The following is a 16,409-nucleotide window of genomic DNA, read 5'->3' on the forward strand; positions in this document are numbered from 1 at the left end:
GTTTGGAGTTTCCTCTTAAAAACGTCTGAATAGAGAGGCCTGAAAATCCGATTTGAGTTTTCAGTCGACCTTACCATTCTCCTATGACTTTGCCATCAGACATACGTGCCAGATTCTGACGGGTAGTGGTGTCGATGTTCTCACTGAGAAAGTGAACCGAACCATCTGCCAGCAGGAAGTGAGCACCACCGGTGTGCAGACTTCCGGAGTATGCCCAGCTCCCCAGTTTTCCACGCGGCTGTTCCGGAGGTGAGGCGGATGAATAATAGAAGCGGTTGATCGGGTAAGAAACCAGATTCAGACCGACCATCACGTGTCCACGATACCCCCAGGCGTTGGTCCCGCCGTTGTATACAGTGCGGGTGGTTTCGCCCATCATCAGGGTGTTACTTGTCCCGTCTTTGACGTCATCCAGCCGGCACTTGCTGTTGTCGCCAAACATGCAGCGACTGGTTGGTGCAGTCAGAGTCCAGTTTTCGCAGGAATTGTAAGGGGTAATGGTAATGAAATCGTAGTTGGTCTTAGCGCCCCCTGTTCCCGTATTCGTAGCAGAAATACCGTAGCTGCTGGTGGCGGAAGGAATGAAGTAAGTCCCGTCATCGGATGGGCACAGGAAGACGGTGACCAGTGTTTTGACCACAGCAGCATTTCCGTTGGTCACGGGGTCATCACCTGCGGAAAGTGCGCCCCCACCAGTAGAAATACTGGAGTGAGTCGTAGCAGAACCGCTGGAGTTGTACATATTGTACAAAGGAGCCTGATCCAGATAAGGCAGCAACATGGTCAGACCGGTAGCCATGAGCCGGGGAGTCGTACAACGTCCGATGTGAGCTGGTGGCAGAACCGAAAACGTTTCATGGTAATTGTGGAGTGCCAGTCCAAGCTGCTTCAAGTTGTTTTTACACTGGGATCTTCTGGCTGCCTCACGGGCCTGCTGTACAGCAGGTAACAAAAGGGCAATCAGAATTGCGATAATGGCGATTACCACCAGCAATTCGATCAAGGTAAAACCCCGTTTTGGCCTTTGCATCTTAGACATTAAAAGAACTCCTGAAAAAATTTAAATCAGAACTGAAATGAACTCACCCCTGTCTTTGTCTGCCTACTGAACCTGCAGGGTATGCTGTTTTTTCAGGCTCAACTGGTTGATTGATCAAGGATTTGTTAACGACGCTTTACTCATGCAAAATCAGTGCCAGACCATGCTGTTGACGAAAAGAACACTCAGATCGTGCGATCGCCAGGCGTATGGTACGACTCAAGAAATGCTGCCAGAATCAGGAAGAGAGATGACAACTCAGGGAATCGTGTCGTATGATGCAGCTAACCCGTTCTTTCAGGCTTTGTCATCTGCCAGGGAAAATCAAATCATTGTTAACAATTGAATAAGTAAACACAGCTCATGAAAAAGAAGATCGCGCTCCTCTGCTGGTTACTAAGTTTTTTTTCAGAAAATTTCCTGTTCGCTCAACAGGCCGAAGAGCAAACCGATTTATTGATTGTCGGTGGAACGGAATCAGGATGGGCCGCAGCCATTCAGGCGGCTCGACTCGGGGTGGAATCCATTACCCTTGTGCTGGATGGAGACTGGCTGGGCGGACAGTACACAGAACAGGCGCTCGCCTGTGTCGACGAGAACAAGGGGCCGGGTAAAGTTGGCTGGGGCGTTGACTGGCATCCGATGAAACGCTCCTTCCACCGCAGTGGCCTGTTCAAAGAACTGATGGATCGGATCGAAGCTTTCAATACACAAAAATACGGCTCTCCCATGCCGGGACGCCCGTTCCATGGACCTTCCACATTTCGCCCCGCCGAAGCCGAAGCCATCTTTCGTGAACTGCTCCAGCCCTACATCCAGAGTGGCCAGATTCGACTGATCACCCGCCATTATCCCGTCAAAGCAGACATCGACCGGAGTGGAACTCATCCCCGGCTGACAGGTCTCTGGTTTGCACCGGCCGGGTCGGAAATACCTGACCTGCACGTACGGGCCAGCCTGACGATTGACGCTTCTGACTGGGGAGAAGCAATCCAGGTTGCCGGTGCCGCATTCGAAATTGGAGCCGACCCGCGTTCGCGGTACGGAGAACCGAGTGCACCTCTGAGCCTGAAGGATTACCCACCCAATGAAATGAATCCGATCACCTGGGCCATGATCGTAGAAGAATCGGACGGCGATACCCCCATTCCCAAACCCGAACGCTACGATGATCGCTGTTTCGTAAGAACATCCAAACTGAGTTTCGCCGAGATGAAGCACTTGGAATGGGATCGCCCCCTCAAAAAAATGGGCTCTATCCCTCACTGGCCGCCGGCCGGACAGGCTTCCCCCCGCCAGCTCTCTGTCTTCACGGTCCGACGAATCGTGGACGGCTATACCAGTAAAGATCATAAAACCAGTATTCTCCTGAATTATATGCTGGGCCAGGACTACCCCCTCGAACGACTTCCGTACCAGGTCTGTGAAGCTCTGGAAGCAACCGAACCAGGGGCTTCCATGAAGAACATTGTGCTGATGAACCGTCGCCAGAGAGAGATTATTTTTAATGACGCGAAACGGCATTCGCTCTGCCTGCTGTATCACTTGCAGAATTTCGTGCACGATCGAGCTGATGACCAGACCAACAGTTTCCGGCACTTCCACTTGAGCAAGGAGTTCGGTACGCCCGACCAGCTGCCCCCCAAACCTTATATACGCGAATCACTGCGTCTGAAAGCCATGTACATGATGCGTGAGCAAGATGGCCGTAACATGGACGGCCCGACCAAGAAATTCGCTCGCGAACGGTTCTCCCGGGTCATGTATCCGGATGGGCTGTTCGCCTGGCAGTTCCATTATGACTTCCACCGTACCGGACGTACCTACTTGAAATCTGAGGGTAACCGAGGCCCCTGGATCGACTATGAGAAACCGGGCCGGAACACGAGCCTGGTCAGCGATCGCAGCCTGTTTCCCCTGCGGAGTCTGGTTCCTGTAGAAATGGACGGCTTGCTCGGCGCACAGAAAAATGTCGGCTACAGCAGTATTGTAAGTGCCGCGATTCGTCTGCACGATCAGTGTATCACCATCGGTCAGGCGGCAGGGGCGACTGCTGCTGTCTCATTGAAAGAGCAGGTCGAGCCACGCGAAATCCCCTACAACCGTCGACAGTTGGAACAGGTGCGGCATGCACTTTGTGGGGAATCGGAGACCGGTTTGGCAGTTTTAATCTGGCCGTTCCGCGACCTGGCTCCGGAACATCCGGCTTTTGTGGCCGTCAATCGACTCGCTGCCCGCGGGGCTCTCCCACTCAAGGTCCGTGAAGTCGATTTCCGACCAGACCAACCCGCAACTCCCGAGTGGCGTGCAGCCACGATGGAGCTGACGATGAAGACACTGCAGGACCCCGACCTGATTCTATCACTTCCAGACAACCTTTCACGAGGAGAATTCTGTCAAAAACTCTGGTCTGCCATTCAAGGAGTTCCCATCCGTCCCTACCAACGGCTTACACCAGACGACGCCGATGGGGACGGTATCGCGGATGCCGATGATCCCTCCCTTTTCACTCCGGGCGAACCACTGCAATGGATGCCTGAAAAACTGACCGCCGACCAGGATGGCCTACTGGAAAAAAACATTTCAAACCGGGCCCGAAAATTTAACTTCGCTGGCAGCAAAACTCCTGCCATCTCCGGATTTGAAGCCGATCATGGGTTGTCTTTCAAAGAGTCCCGGGGTTTTGGTTGGCAACAGGATCTGAGCAGGAATGTGCGCGAACGAAAGCAGGTTCCGGAAGCCTATCGAGACACATTTATTTTCACACGGAGTCATGCCACCTGGGAATGCGTACTCCCTCGAGGCAGTTATCGCGTTACTGTTTGTGTCGGAGATGCCGGCCACGAACAGGTCGGGCAATGGGTGACAGTAGAAGGCAACACGCTCATTGAGGACCAGGCCACAGTCAGTGGCGCATTTCATGAGCAAAGCACAACTGTCGATGTTTCCGATGGCCGACTGACAATCGAAATCGGAAAGACTGGCTCAACAACAAACACCTGCCTGAACTGGATTGTGCTCGAACCAGCCCCCTAAAAGACGCTTATCAGAAGAGCCACTCTGATCAGTTGCCAACCCTTTCAGACAGAAATATCAGATTTTGAGAGCCATAATTTGTCTGAAATTGTCTGCTGCGACAGAGAATCATATTGAACACATCAGAGACAGACGATATATTAAATAAGATTAAATATTTATGAAATTCTAACTGCAAGTTCGCTCGCGCTTTGCAACCCCGATATGGGAAGTGGAATTGATAATGAAGTTCAATCTACATTCGCGCACACATTCACAGCATGCATTTACCGCTTTTAACCCGCTGGTACCGGAAGGTCTGGTTGTTCAAAGTCGGCGGAATATGCTCAAAGCCTCGCTGGCAGGCCTGGCAGGTCTGACTGTACCGAACTTGTTGCGTGCTTCTGATTCTCTGCTCTCAGAAGGTAAATCTTCACTCCCCAAGAAGAGTATCATCCTGCTCTGGATGACGGGCGGGCCCAGCCACATTGATACCTGGGATCCCAAACCGGATCGTCCGATTCAGAACCGGGGACCGTTTGGTGTCACTCAGACCAATGTCCCGGGTATTACGATTACCGATCGGCTCCCTAAACAGGCAGCCATGATGGATCGCTTTACGCTGATCCGCTCCGTCGATCCCAAGATGAGCAGCCATCAACCCAACCAGGTCATGCAGACCGCCAATCTGCTGGCAACCCCGCGTACAAATCGCAAAGGTGATAAATACCCAGCGATGGCTTCTATCGTCGCCAAGCATCATGGCTCGAATCATCCCGGGATGCCCCCTTACGTCGCCTTCATGAAACACGATTCCCATATTGCCTGGGGAGGCTATCTCGGCAAACAATATGATCCCTTCATCGCCAACGATGCCGCCGACCTGCCTGTGTACGACATGGTGGGTAAAGACACCGGCGGAATGAGTGGCGGCAAAATGTTTCAGTTCGCTCCCGGTCTGTCCTTTGAGCGTATGAAAAGTCGACGCGATCTGATGCTGCAGTTCGATAATCTCCGCAGTGATATCGATCAGGCGGGATCCATGAACGCCATCGACAGTTACAGTCAGCGTGCCTACAACATGGTCCTCGGAAAGCGGGTTCAACAGGCATTTGATCTGTCACAAGAGTCGGCTGAAACACGCGACCGTTACGGCAAGCACCTGTGGTGCCAGCAGGCGTTGCTCGCACGACGGTTGGTGGAAGCCGGCAGTTCGTTCGTCACCCTCGACCTGAGCTATCATACCGCTTCCGGAACCTGGGATAACCACGGTGACAACATTCCTCCGTACGGGGGCATTAAGAACGGACTGGGGCCACTGCTCCCCCTGTTCGACCATCTGTTGACCACCCTTGTTCTCGATCTCGAAGAACGAGGCCGATTGGATGATACCCTGGTGATCGCCATGGGCGAGTTCGGACGATCCCCCATGTCGGGAACTCAGGGCAGCACCGATGGGCGTAACCACTGGCCGGTCGTCATGTCCATGTGCATGGCAGGCGGAGGTCTGAATCATGGTCAGGTGATCGGAGCCAGCGAAAATGATGGCAGTAACATCAAGCATCGGCCTGTTCGTCCGGGCGATCTGGCTGCTACCATTTACCGCTACATGGGCGTCCCACTGGATACGCACTATGTCGATGACAAAGGACGTCCGATCCCCGTAATCGAAAATGGTGCTCCGATTCACGAATTGTTCTGATTCGCGTGTTTCGTAGCTTACTTCGGTTTCGCCGTGGAGTCGCTGATTTTCTGAAAAACCGCCTGAACGGACCCCAGTTCCCCGTTTGCATTTCGAGTGCCATGCGATAATCTGCATGCTGCAGACAGAGTCCAGTCCCGCTGTGCTCCTGCTGGATGACCTCACTTGAACTGACAATTCACACTGCGTTCTTTCAGAAACCGTTTTGTGCTCATGACCAATACAGCCCTCGCGACAGATCTTCCCACATCAGATCAGATCGTTCACAACACCAGACTTCGCTGGTGTATCTACATTCTGCTCCTGACAGTCACCGCAGGCCAGAATCTGGCTGCGATCATGAACAGCGTACCTCTGCAGAGTGCGAATGACCGTTCTCGCTGGTGCACTGTCTGGTCACTGGTCGAAGAAGGCACCTATCAGATCGATACGATCAACGATCGTTCCGGCTGGTCCAGCATCGACAAGGTCCGTCACCAGGATCATTTTTATTCATCCAAGCCGCCCCTGTTTCCTACGATGGTAGCGGGCCTGTACTGGCTTATCAAAACAATCACCGGGCTGAACCTGAATCAAAATCTCTATGATGTAGCCCACCTGATTTTAATACTCGTGAACCTGATTCCGATGCTCATTGCGCTGGCACTTATCTGTCGCATGGTCGAAAAGTATGCCCAGACCGATTTCACACGTTTCTTTGTAGTCATCGCTTCCTGCTTCGCTACATTACTGACTCCGTTTCTGCTGACTTTGAACAATCATTCCATCGCCGCCAGTTGCGCTGTCTGTACGCTCTATCCCCTGATGAGAATCATCCTCGACGGAGACCAGAAGAAACGCTACTTTGTCCTTGCCGGTTTCTTTGCCATGTTTACCTGCTGCAATGAACTGCCGGCGGCCCTGTTTGGTCTGGTCACTTTCGGTCTGCTGTTCAAAGCCAATCCACGACTGACGCTGCTGGTATTTTCTCCCGCAGCCCTGATTCCACTGATCGGTTTTTTCGTCACCAACTACGCAGCTACCGGCGGCTGGAAGCCCTTCTATATGTATTACGGAACCGAGAAATATCTCTACGAACATAAAGGCATCCCCAGCTACTGGAACAACCCGCAGGGCCTGGACCAGAATCTCGATTCCCCGCTGGTTTATTTCTTTCATTGCACGCTGGGACATCATGGAATCTTTTCGTTGTCGCCCATTTACCTCTTAACACTCTTCTCATGGGTGCGCATCAGACAGGCTGCCCAACACACTCTACGTCCCCTGCTCTGGATCAGTCTTGGTTTGACGGTCATCGTTTTTGGTTTCTACATGACTCGGACCGGCAACTACAACTATGGTGGAAACAGTGCCGCCCTTCGCTGGATGCTCTGGCTCACTCCCTTCTGGTTGATCAGCATGATCCCGCTGCTCGATCAGTTCGCAAACAGGCGCTGGTTACAGTGTGTGGGAGTCCTTTGCCTGCTGCTTTCGGTCTTCTCCGCACATCATCCGCTACATAACCCCTGGCGCGCCCCCTGGATTTTTTCCTGGTTCAAAGAGGCTGGCTGGATTCAATATGAACAGCGTCCCACAGCATTCAAACGCCCCCATTCCAGTTGGCTGGCATCGATTCCGGAATCAACACCGGAGGTGCCTGAACCGTTTGTCGAATTCACCGGTCCCGCCAACGACGGACGATTGATCCGTCTCAGGATCAGCGTCGTCAAGTCGGAAGAACAACAGAGCAAAGCACCGAACCTTCGCACGATTCAGGTCACTCGTCATCTGGGAAGTGACCTCGTTCAGTCCAGTCGCTACTCCATCGATGTCGCTAAGTTTAATGCGGGAAAGTGGCCGGAAGAATTTCTCCAATGGCCCAATGAAAATGTCTCGGACGCAGAGAAGTATGCTGCCTATCGTTTCTTCTATGGCATGCCACGTCGTCGGGCATATAACCCCGGCAAGACCAGGCATCTGTTTACACCGCTCCGGCAAGACGCCTATCGCTGTCAACTGGCAGCCTCACAAGTCGCGGTTACCATCGCCGCTGATACCCAGGCAGAAAAAAAACTGCGCTACCGCACGGATCTCTGGCTGACTGACCAGATTCCATTTGGAGTCGCGCAGTTCGAAACTTCGGTGTATGATGGTTCCAAAGGACAGCTGCTCAGCCGCCAGACACTGATTGTCACCAGTGCCAGCGGACAGTCAGCAGAGACTACAGAGTAAGTTCAATGAACCTACTTTTTTGGTGCTCCGGGACCGGTAATCGGCTGCACCCAGGCACGCTCGACTTCTCCCACCTCTGATGGATTGGGATGCAGCTTTGACGAATGCACAACTGCCCGCACATAAATCTCACTTCCATCAAAATCATAGCTGGCGGAAGTCCCCTTCACCGATTTAAACGATTCCCCAATCTTCTTGCTGTAGCGTTTGGTGGCATGCATTTCCTGGCCCTTGCTGTCCAGCACGGGAATCCCTCGTTTAGGATAGCCTTCTCGTGTCCCGACGAATTCGATCGTGTACTCGACCCCCTTCTCGGGATCTACTTCCACCTGCATTCCTTTGTCAGAATGCCGGACTGATTTCAATTTCACACCGGAGGATGCATAGAACTTCCCGGCTTCCAGTGCCTTCACCAGGGCTTCCGGCTCCAGAGTTTCGGAAAGTACGACGACCCAACCCCGCCCCGGTTCGCTGGCGCGACTGGGAATCTTGTGATAGTTATGTCCGTCATCGGTCCCCAGGCCATACATCATGGGCAGGTCCAGTTCAGCCAGCCGCTTCGTGAGAATAATATCCCAGATTCGCTCAGTGCTGGCATGAGATTCATCCCCTGAGTCATTCACACCAGGATGGCCGTTATAGACTTCAAAGAAATTGTCGCCGATCACCTTCATCAGCTCTTCTGCGGTGACCCCATAATGAAAATTCGGATGGTTCAGGTGAATCATCATCGTCTTCCCCGAACGCTCCCGCTGGGCCAGTAGTGCGTTGGTATTGTTCTGCATCACCTCATACACGCTCTGCCCTCCGCGTGGCGTCAACAGGGAATGCACATTGGTCGCATTCATATGCACGGGCATGTTCTTGTAACGGTCCGTTACCTCTTCGCTCAGAATCAGCAGGAATTTCCCGGGCTCTCCCAGTTTTTCCGATACCTCTTCGAAAGTCCGCATCCGAACTTCGATCTGCCCTTCTTTATTTTTCCGCTCTTCAATCCAGTCGGGAAAACGTTTCTTCAATTCTTCGTATGCGTGCAGTTTGCCTTTGTTTTTTTCGGGAACGGTCCACCGTTCACTGGTTGAGAGCACGTTATGGTCCGTGAATGACAGGAAGTCGTACCCATGTGACTTATACCAGTCAGCAATCATTTCCAGGTAATCATCGCCATCGCTCCATAATGAATGCGTATGCAGATTACCTTTGTACCATTTCTGCTGCTCAGTCTCTTCCAGCACGACCGGGTCAGCTGCGAGAGTCATCGAGCTCAATCCAACCACGAACAGCGAAAGTAAAGAAAAGCAAACCACGGCCTGCCGGGCTCGTGAAGAATAAGCGAAAAGATTCAGAAGTTTCATGTAGCTGACTCCAAAGCAAAAAATCACGAAATGATTGAGATAACTAATTCAGAAACCAGGTGGTGCTTTACTGACGAGATCCGCCTGCAGTTCCTGATTTTTGTAAACATCGGGTTGTGCAACAGGCTTTAAGACAAAATCCGCGTTCAGGATATTACGTAACGCAACAGGAGATGCCCCCCAGCGAATGATCACCTGCTTCTCACCAGGTTCATCTGCATGAGTGCGATCAGGAATCTGGAGATCCTGGGGCAACACCGCCCCCTGGATCTGTTTGAGTTCGATATCCCCCCACAGATAGAACACCAGAAATTTCAGTTCCAGAGGCACCTGGTCACTCTTGCTGACCAGAAAACAGTCTCCCACATTTTCAGTCAATCGCAGTTGATTCTCAAACTGCAGCAGCCGTTCGCCAGCTGGGTGAGGTTTAGGAATGGAAAAGACACCATAGACCACATGCAGCACAGACAACGCCAGCACCAGCGCGACTTCGACAATCCTGTGGGCATGCTCTTTCTTGAATCGATGACTGTACCAGAGCACCATCACCAGTGATAATCCCAGAATGATCAACTGCCGCAGAAAACGCGCGCTGATCAATGGACTGAGCGTATCCGTATTAGAAGCGTTGATGAAAATCACCGCCAAGACACCCAGGGTAAATACCGCCAGCACAGTCGGATAGCCGACTCGTCGTAGAGCGATCTGCTGGAATTCCCAGGCAACAACTGCCATCATGGGAATGATGAAGAACAGCTTCCACATGGCCCGCGTACTGGTATTCATCTGCGGCAGGTATTGCACGCCCCACCAGAATAAGGCACCACACAATGCCCAGATTACGACCAGACGCAACCAGGCGATCTCCTGCAGATTTCCTCCCTGTGGGTTCAGTACTCGTTTGATACCGTGAAACAGGCCGAAAATGGCAAACCCCAACAGGAAGCCCATGGAAGAAATGATATCCCGGGCCAGATACGACGGGTAAAATTCCGCCTTCCAGTAAAAGCTGATCGTGGGCTGACCGGTGCCTGCAAACCAGTTGGACCAGAAGCCTTCGACCTGAGAAGCCGCCATCAGTTCCCACCAGCCCCCGACTGCAAAACCCGTGAAGGCCAGAACCAGGAGTGATTTCCAGACTCTCAATACCTGCTTCACCCCGGGCAGCTTCTGTTGATCTGCCAGGGACCGACCGCGAGGCAGATACAGGGGGTTGATAATAAACACCCCGAGCATCAGTAACACTCCCAGTGCCAGGACTCCTCCCGACAACAGACAGAGCCCCAACGATATCCCTCCGCACATGAGTTTGTACGAGACCACACCCGATTCAGACTGCAAGTGCGTGATGAAGCCCCAGATCGTCAGCAGGGCAAACAGAATGGGGAACGCAGGCGCCTCTATCAGTTGAATCTGCTTGAGCACCACCGGATGGAATGCAAGTAAGAAGCAATAGACCAGCGCATACCGCGGATTACAGACTTTACGCGTCAGTCGATACGCGACATACAACATGGCCGCTGTGGAGAAGTAGGAAAACAGAACCAGCGAAGAAGACCAGTGCCCGATGATCGACAACAGACCAGAGAAGATCCAGCCGACCAGGGGGGGCTGAGAAATCAGCGCATTGCCGCTGTCCCCCAGCAGATGCGACTTCCCAAGGCACTGTAATCCAAACCAGGCAGACAGTTCATCAATCCGGTAGGAATGGAAGGCCAGTAACCCCGGTCCCAGCGCCAGCAACGCCACCAGGGGCGACATTACGGAAGCACGACGCATCACGGGAAATAAATCATGAGCAGGTTCTGCTGATCGCTGCAAAAGCTCCTGATCACTGATGATTACCAAGGTTGTTTCCTTCTCAGAATCTCGAACCTGACTTGGCAGGGCAACCGTGATGTCTAAACCCACAGAACCCCTGACTGATTGATACTCCCTGATTGTACATGACAACAAAACACAGGAACACCTCACTGTCAGAAAAGCCTGGACCGTCGGGTGATCACATGTACGCAACCGGAGCGTGGGGGAGATCTCCCTCCTGATCAGGTCCTTTCGTACCTTTTTTTCTGATTCTAATCCTGATTCCTGACCAGCTTTACGGAACCCTTGCATTCCTCATCTTTTTCCTGATTGGGGAAAAATCAATCAGCCGAACAGTCAAAGAGTGCATGAACTGATTGCACCCATTTCTAACCTCAGGATGAGAAGCATGTATAAGGATAAGGTGAAATTTTTAAAATCCTTAAAGTATTGGTCTCCCATGACGCAACACATCAGCATTGACCGCGCCCATCAGTTGCATGAGCTGATCAGCCATGCCATTTCGCAAACCAGTCTGGCTTCTCGTCAGAATGTGAAATATCGAGTCGAACAGGAACAGGTCTATTTGACCGGAATTGTCAGCAGCTATTATGAGAAACAGCTGGCTCAGGAGTCAGTCAGCCGCATCCAGGGGGTCAGACAGGTCCACAACAGCCTCAATGTGGAACCAGCCTCCCGAGCGGCTCTCAGCGTGGATATCCCCTGAATCCAGCCCCGAGCAATCCTGCTAACATGTTCAATTGCAACATTTTGAGCAAAAAACGGGACAATACATCAGGTTACGTCCCCTGACCGTTGTCAAATCCGGGCTGATCTTGTTAGAATTCTCGTTCCTTCGGCTGCCGGCCTTGGGAAGTCAATCATTTTGCGCATAGTAAGGGGCCGAACCCCTTCCAGAGATAAACGGTCAATAACTACATCAAAAGGGACATGGGAAGACAATGTCTTTACGCAGAGAACAGTTAGAACGTCAGTTACAGAATGCAGAAGCCGCTATTTCAGACTACGCCAAAGTCCTGGATGAGCAGAACATTCCTGCAGAAGCGCGTAAGAAACACCCCAAATGGCGGCAGATCAACGCTCAGAAAACTCAGGTTAAAAACCGGCTTAAATCCCTGAAGAAGATTGAAGACCGGGAAGCTGCGATCAAAGCAGGCGCTTCCGCAGAAACTGCAGATGAATAAGCTGCCCCATTTCGAAGTGAATCAAAATACCTGAGTCGCCTCATTACGAGTGCAACTCAACCGGAGAGGTGGCAGAGTGGCCGATTGTGCAGCACTGGAAATGCTGTGTCCCGGAAACGGGACCGGGGGTTCGAATCCCCCTCTCTCCGCTTATCAAACTGACCAAACGCGCTAAGTTATTGAATTCAATAGCTTAGCGTTGTTTTTTGCGCGTCGTAATAAACCCCCTGGTGCACAGTTGGTGCACACAGCGTGCACAGGAGGTTTTGATGAGACGACGCAAAAAGTCTGCGCAACGCAAACGCGTTGGTCGCGTTTCGTACTATCTGCATCACGGTGCCTGGTATCTTTACTACCGTGATGGAGACCGGCCAGTCCGGTTGCGAGTCGCTGACACAGAGGGTGAAGCCGAGCAGATCGCGGCGCAAGTAAACGCGCAGCTGGCTTCGTCCAGCCCTACTCTGTTTTCCTTCACGTCTGTCAGTTTTTCAGAACTGCGACAGGCCTTCCTCAATCATCACGAAACCGTGGCTCCATCCTCTCCGGCCACGATCAGGCGCTATCGATCGGCGACCCAGCATCTTGAGAATTATTTCAATGAATGCCGTCCATCTGACCTGGCGCATGCGATACGTACAGACCATTTTGTAGCCTGGCTGAGGAAGCAGAAAGTTTCCCCAAACGGCCATCCCAACACGGCCAAACGGGTACTTCGTGATAAAGGCCTGCGCTTCGTTTTGGAAGTCTGTCGGTCGGTATATATCTATGCCGCCCAGCAACGATTTCTTCCCCCCTACTTCGAAAATCCTTTCTCCAAGCTCAACCTGGAGCGGATGAGAATCGAAGATGCCAAACCCATCTTTGTCTTCGATGCGGAGGATGAACTGAGATTCTTCCAGAAAGCGGATGACTGGACTTTTCCCATCCACTTTATTCTTGCCAAGACAGGATTAAGGTCGGGCGAACTGATCCATCTGCTGATCGAAGACGTCGACCTGGAAAACGGATGGCTGCATGTTCGCAACAAGCCAGAGTTGCACTGGAAAATCAAAACCAGACGCGAACGCTCTGTCCCCTTGATTGAGGAAGCGGTCGCCGTCTTACGCAGGGTGATTGGTAATCGAACAGCGGGTCCTGTCTTTATCCGGCACCAGTTTGATCCCCTCAACTCGCCTTTGGGAAACCTGGACCAGATGGCACTCCAGGAAGAACTTCGGCAACGCATCTCGCATGCTGACTCAGGAAGTGTGCTGACTCTTTCGCAAACCATGGAGGAGAAGCTCGCCCGAGCCGTCTGGCGTGAAGCCGGCGTGATTCGCTCGGAGCGTGTGCGGACATCGTTTATCCGTACCGCCAAGTCTGCAGATCTGAAACAGTCTTCCTGCCCCAAAAGCTGGCGGCACTCTTTTGCCACACTGCTTCAGGATGCCAACGTCGATCCACTCATTCGTCAGGTCACACTGGGGCATAAACCGAGCGAGGACGCCCGCAGTGGCGGTCTGGGGATGACAGGCGTGTATACGCACACTCGCGCCACCACGCAGAAGCGAGAGATCGAACGTGCTCTTCGCTTCTGGCCCCAGTCTCTCGCTTATGCGAGGCAATGGACCAATTCTAACAAAGCCTGAGTCTCAACATACTGACTCGCTTTGAACGCATTAATAAATATATATCTATTTAAAAGGGAGTTTTAAGCATGAGCTATAGAGAAGAAAATGAACTCAAACCACGGAATGGTCATACACTGGTCGTTGGGATTCTAGGACGTATTTCCGGTTGTGTAAACCAAAAAGAACTCAGTCTGGAAGATCAAGTAGATCATGGAAAACAAGTTGTCTATGAAATGTACGATGGAGAGATCGACTTCAGGACAATCACAACCAAAGGAAAAGGTGAGCGACTTGACCGTCCGGAACTTCTTGAGATTGAGAACTGGCTCAACTCAGATGAATTGGATTTATTAATTGTCGAAGATCTTGGTCGCCTGGTACGTGGCCCAGCAGCTCATCGTCTGTGTGGCATTGCGGTCGACCATGGAACCAGAGTCATTTCTCCCAATGATTTTATTGACACTAATAATGAGAACTGGGAAGACGATGTGCTTGATGCATGTAAAGAGCACCTAAAACACAATACGCATGCCTCTCTTCGATTGAAACAAAAGTTAATGAATCGGTTTGAAAAATATGGAGGTGCCACCCCTTGCCCCATCGCTGGATATATCAAACCTGAGAATGCCAAGTCGTACTCAGATTGGGTCAAGAAGGAAGATGCAACTATATTCATACGCGAAGGTCTTCAAATCCTCAAACGGACTCTCAATGGCGAAGCCGTTGCGGAATACTTTAACGAAAATGGATTTTCACCAGGTCCCTATTGTAGTAAGGATCAATGGGACGGACGTATGGTGCTACGCTTCTACCGTAATCCGACACTTAAAGGATTTCCGCAACGTGGAGATAAGCATTCCATCAAACATCATGAAACCGGCAGAAGAATCTCAGTCCGTAATCCGAATGGTCCCCGGTATCGGGAAGAACCTCACCTGGCATTTTTCTCTCCTGATGAAATTGATCCCGTTCTCAAAGCGTTAGCTGAGAAAAATGCGAATTATAAACGTAAGAAAAATCAGAATGGCACTGACTCACGGCATCGGGTCCCCAAGAAACGGACCCGGGCCTTTGGTCAGCATGCCACCTGCTTCTATTGCGGTTTTCATTACGTGTGGGGAGGGAACGGCATGACGAACAACCTGATGTGCTCCAATTCCCGCGAGTGGCACTGCTGGAACTCTGTTGGGTTTAACGGGCCTGAAGCCGCACAGAAACTTCTGGAGGTGGTTCTGGATAGCGTTGCGACTCTGGATGAAATTGATTCTCAGTTTCGAGAGATTGTGCAGCAGACGCATGCCGGTGGTCCTGAAAAACTTCTTGCCCGTGAAAATCAATTAAATCGGGAAGAGGAAGTCATTGAACGTGAACGCGCTAAGCTCAAAAAGTTTTTCAAGGAGATCGATGATATCGATGGTGAATTTCTTTCTGAGATGCTTGCCGAGTTAAAGGGTCGAGAAAAACAGTTATTACTTGACCGGAGGGCATTAGAGCATGCAAGATCTCGTCAACTCGATCTTCCGAAATCCACATTAGAGCTCAAGGGGATTTTGCAGCATCACCTCGAAGATGTCGATATCCACTCTCATGAATTCGGTGATTTGATCCGGGAATTGGTCCCGGAAATTCATGTCTACCTAGTACGGCTGATTGACGGTGGTCATCTACTGCCTCGTGCCAAGATCTGCCTTAATCTTGCAGGGAGCATTCCGGATGCAGCTGCGTCTACTGAGTTACAGCAGTTACTGTCCAGGGAACTGACTCTGGATCTCTTTGAGCCCCCTCAACGTGAATTGATCCGACCGGAAGCCGTCAAACTGGCTGCTGCCGGTTTGGAACAGCGAGAGATCGCCCGTCGGATAGAGCCAAACCCCACCCAGACGGCAGTCTCGAATGCCTTGAAGCTGCATCAGCAGATGCTGGAACAGGGACTGACAAGTCCCTACATATTTTTGGATGAACCGCCTGATGACTATAAAAAACTGCGCAGGCACAAGAACAAAAAGTATTCTTTTCAGGCGAAGGCCGGTTATCAGCGTCCTCCGCTCTGAAATTGAACACCCCCATTGATTCCTGATCCGACCCCGGCAAGTTGCCGGGGTTTTTTAATGCGCTATCTGAAAGGAGCTATTTTGAAAGCCAGACACTCCAAAACCAAAAAGAAAAACGTGAAGCCAACCGGCCCCGTCATTCCGGGAAGCCCCGTCCATCGGCTGTTACAGCTGATTGCCAGATCAATTGTCAAAAAGTATGAACCGGACGACGCAGAACGGGATTCCCGTAAAAACTAAATATTGGCCCAAAACGTGTCATAATAAGTAGGATTATATGCAGCGTGTTAGCATTCAGGTGGAGCGGTTTTTCGGGGTGCTCAACACGCTGCATATGATCTATTGGACTGAACCGCAGGGGCGTTTTCGACTATGGGGATTGAATGCCCGCAGGGTGAAAACAGCGTTCTGTTTTCTC

11 protein-coding genes and 1 tRNA gene are annotated in these 16,409 nt (G+C 51.6%); 9 read left to right on the forward strand and 3 right to left on the reverse strand.

From position 1 onward, the window contains the following. Positions 1-70: 70 nt before the first annotated feature. Complete coding sequence (locus HG66A1_RS20210; RefSeq protein WP_145188100.1) at positions 71-1,039, reverse strand: DUF1559 domain-containing protein; 969 nt, start codon at positions 1,037-1,039, stop codon at positions 71-73. 363 nt (positions 1,040-1,402) lie between these two features. On the opposite strand from HG66A1_RS20210, the gene HG66A1_RS20215 reads away from it, so the two are divergent. From HG66A1_RS20215 to HG66A1_RS20225, 3 genes are all read left to right on the forward strand, one after another. Further along, a complete protein-coding gene (locus HG66A1_RS20215; protein WP_145188102.1) occupies positions 1,403-4,075 on the forward strand; it encodes an FAD-dependent oxidoreductase in 2,673 nt (890 codons plus the stop codon). 223 nt (positions 4,076-4,298) lie between these two features. After that, positions 4,299-5,756: a DUF1501 domain-containing protein gene (locus HG66A1_RS20220; protein WP_145042166.1), complete on the forward strand. Its 1,458-nt coding sequence runs from the start codon at positions 4,299-4,301 to the stop codon at positions 5,754-5,756. Positions 5,757-5,969: 213 nt separating this feature from the next. Next, positions 5,970-7,967, forward strand: a complete 1,998-nt coding sequence (locus tag HG66A1_RS20225) for a hypothetical protein (RefSeq protein WP_145188105.1) — start codon at positions 5,970-5,972, stop codon at positions 7,965-7,967. Positions 7,968-7,978: 11 nt separating this feature from the next. On the opposite strand, the gene HG66A1_RS20230 is transcribed toward HG66A1_RS20225, so the two are convergent. Continuing rightward, positions 7,979-9,322 carry a hypothetical protein gene (locus HG66A1_RS20230; RefSeq protein WP_145188108.1) on the reverse strand — a complete coding sequence of 448 codons (1,344 nt, stop codon included), beginning with the start codon at positions 9,320-9,322 and terminating at the stop codon, positions 7,979-7,981. Positions 9,323-9,370: 48 nt separating this feature from the next. After that, positions 9,371-11,170: an ArnT family glycosyltransferase gene (locus tag HG66A1_RS20235; protein ID WP_197996704.1), complete on the reverse strand. Its 1,800-nt coding sequence runs from the start codon at positions 11,168-11,170 to the stop codon at positions 9,371-9,373. Positions 11,171-11,534: 364 nt separating this feature from the next. On the opposite strand from HG66A1_RS20235, the gene HG66A1_RS20240 reads away from it, so the two are divergent. The 6 genes from HG66A1_RS20240 (at position 11,535) to HG66A1_RS20265 (ending at position 16,231) form a co-directional block, all read left to right on the forward strand. After that, positions 11,535-11,852, forward strand: coding sequence for a BON domain-containing protein (locus tag HG66A1_RS20240; RefSeq protein ID WP_197996705.1), 318 nt, complete (start codon positions 11,535-11,537; stop codon positions 11,850-11,852). Between the two features lie 235 nt (positions 11,853-12,087). Next, positions 12,088-12,330: a hypothetical protein gene (locus tag HG66A1_RS20245; protein WP_145188117.1), complete on the forward strand. Its 243-nt coding sequence runs from the start codon at positions 12,088-12,090 to the stop codon at positions 12,328-12,330. A gap of 62 nt (positions 12,331-12,392) precedes the next feature. After that, a tRNA-Ser gene (locus tag HG66A1_RS20250) sits at positions 12,393-12,479 on the forward strand. Positions 12,480-12,599: 120 nt separating this feature from the next. After that, positions 12,600-13,958, forward strand: coding sequence for a tyrosine-type recombinase/integrase (locus HG66A1_RS20255; protein WP_145188120.1), 1,359 nt, complete (start codon positions 12,600-12,602; stop codon positions 13,956-13,958). Between the two features lie 68 nt (positions 13,959-14,026). Beyond that, entirely contained in the window at positions 14,027-15,991 is a 1,965-nt protein-coding gene (locus HG66A1_RS20260; protein ID WP_145188123.1) for a hypothetical protein, read from the forward strand. A gap of 57 nt (positions 15,992-16,048) precedes the next feature. Further along, positions 16,049-16,231 (forward strand): hypothetical protein, encoded by a 183-nt coding sequence (locus HG66A1_RS20265; protein WP_145188126.1) that lies wholly within the window; start codon positions 16,049-16,051, stop codon positions 16,229-16,231. The last annotated feature ends 178 nt before the right edge of the window (positions 16,232-16,409 follow it).

It is taken from the genome of Gimesia chilikensis (assembly GCF_007744075.1).
Classification (GTDB): domain Bacteria; phylum Planctomycetota; class Planctomycetia; order Planctomycetales; family Planctomycetaceae; genus Gimesia; species Gimesia chilikensis_A.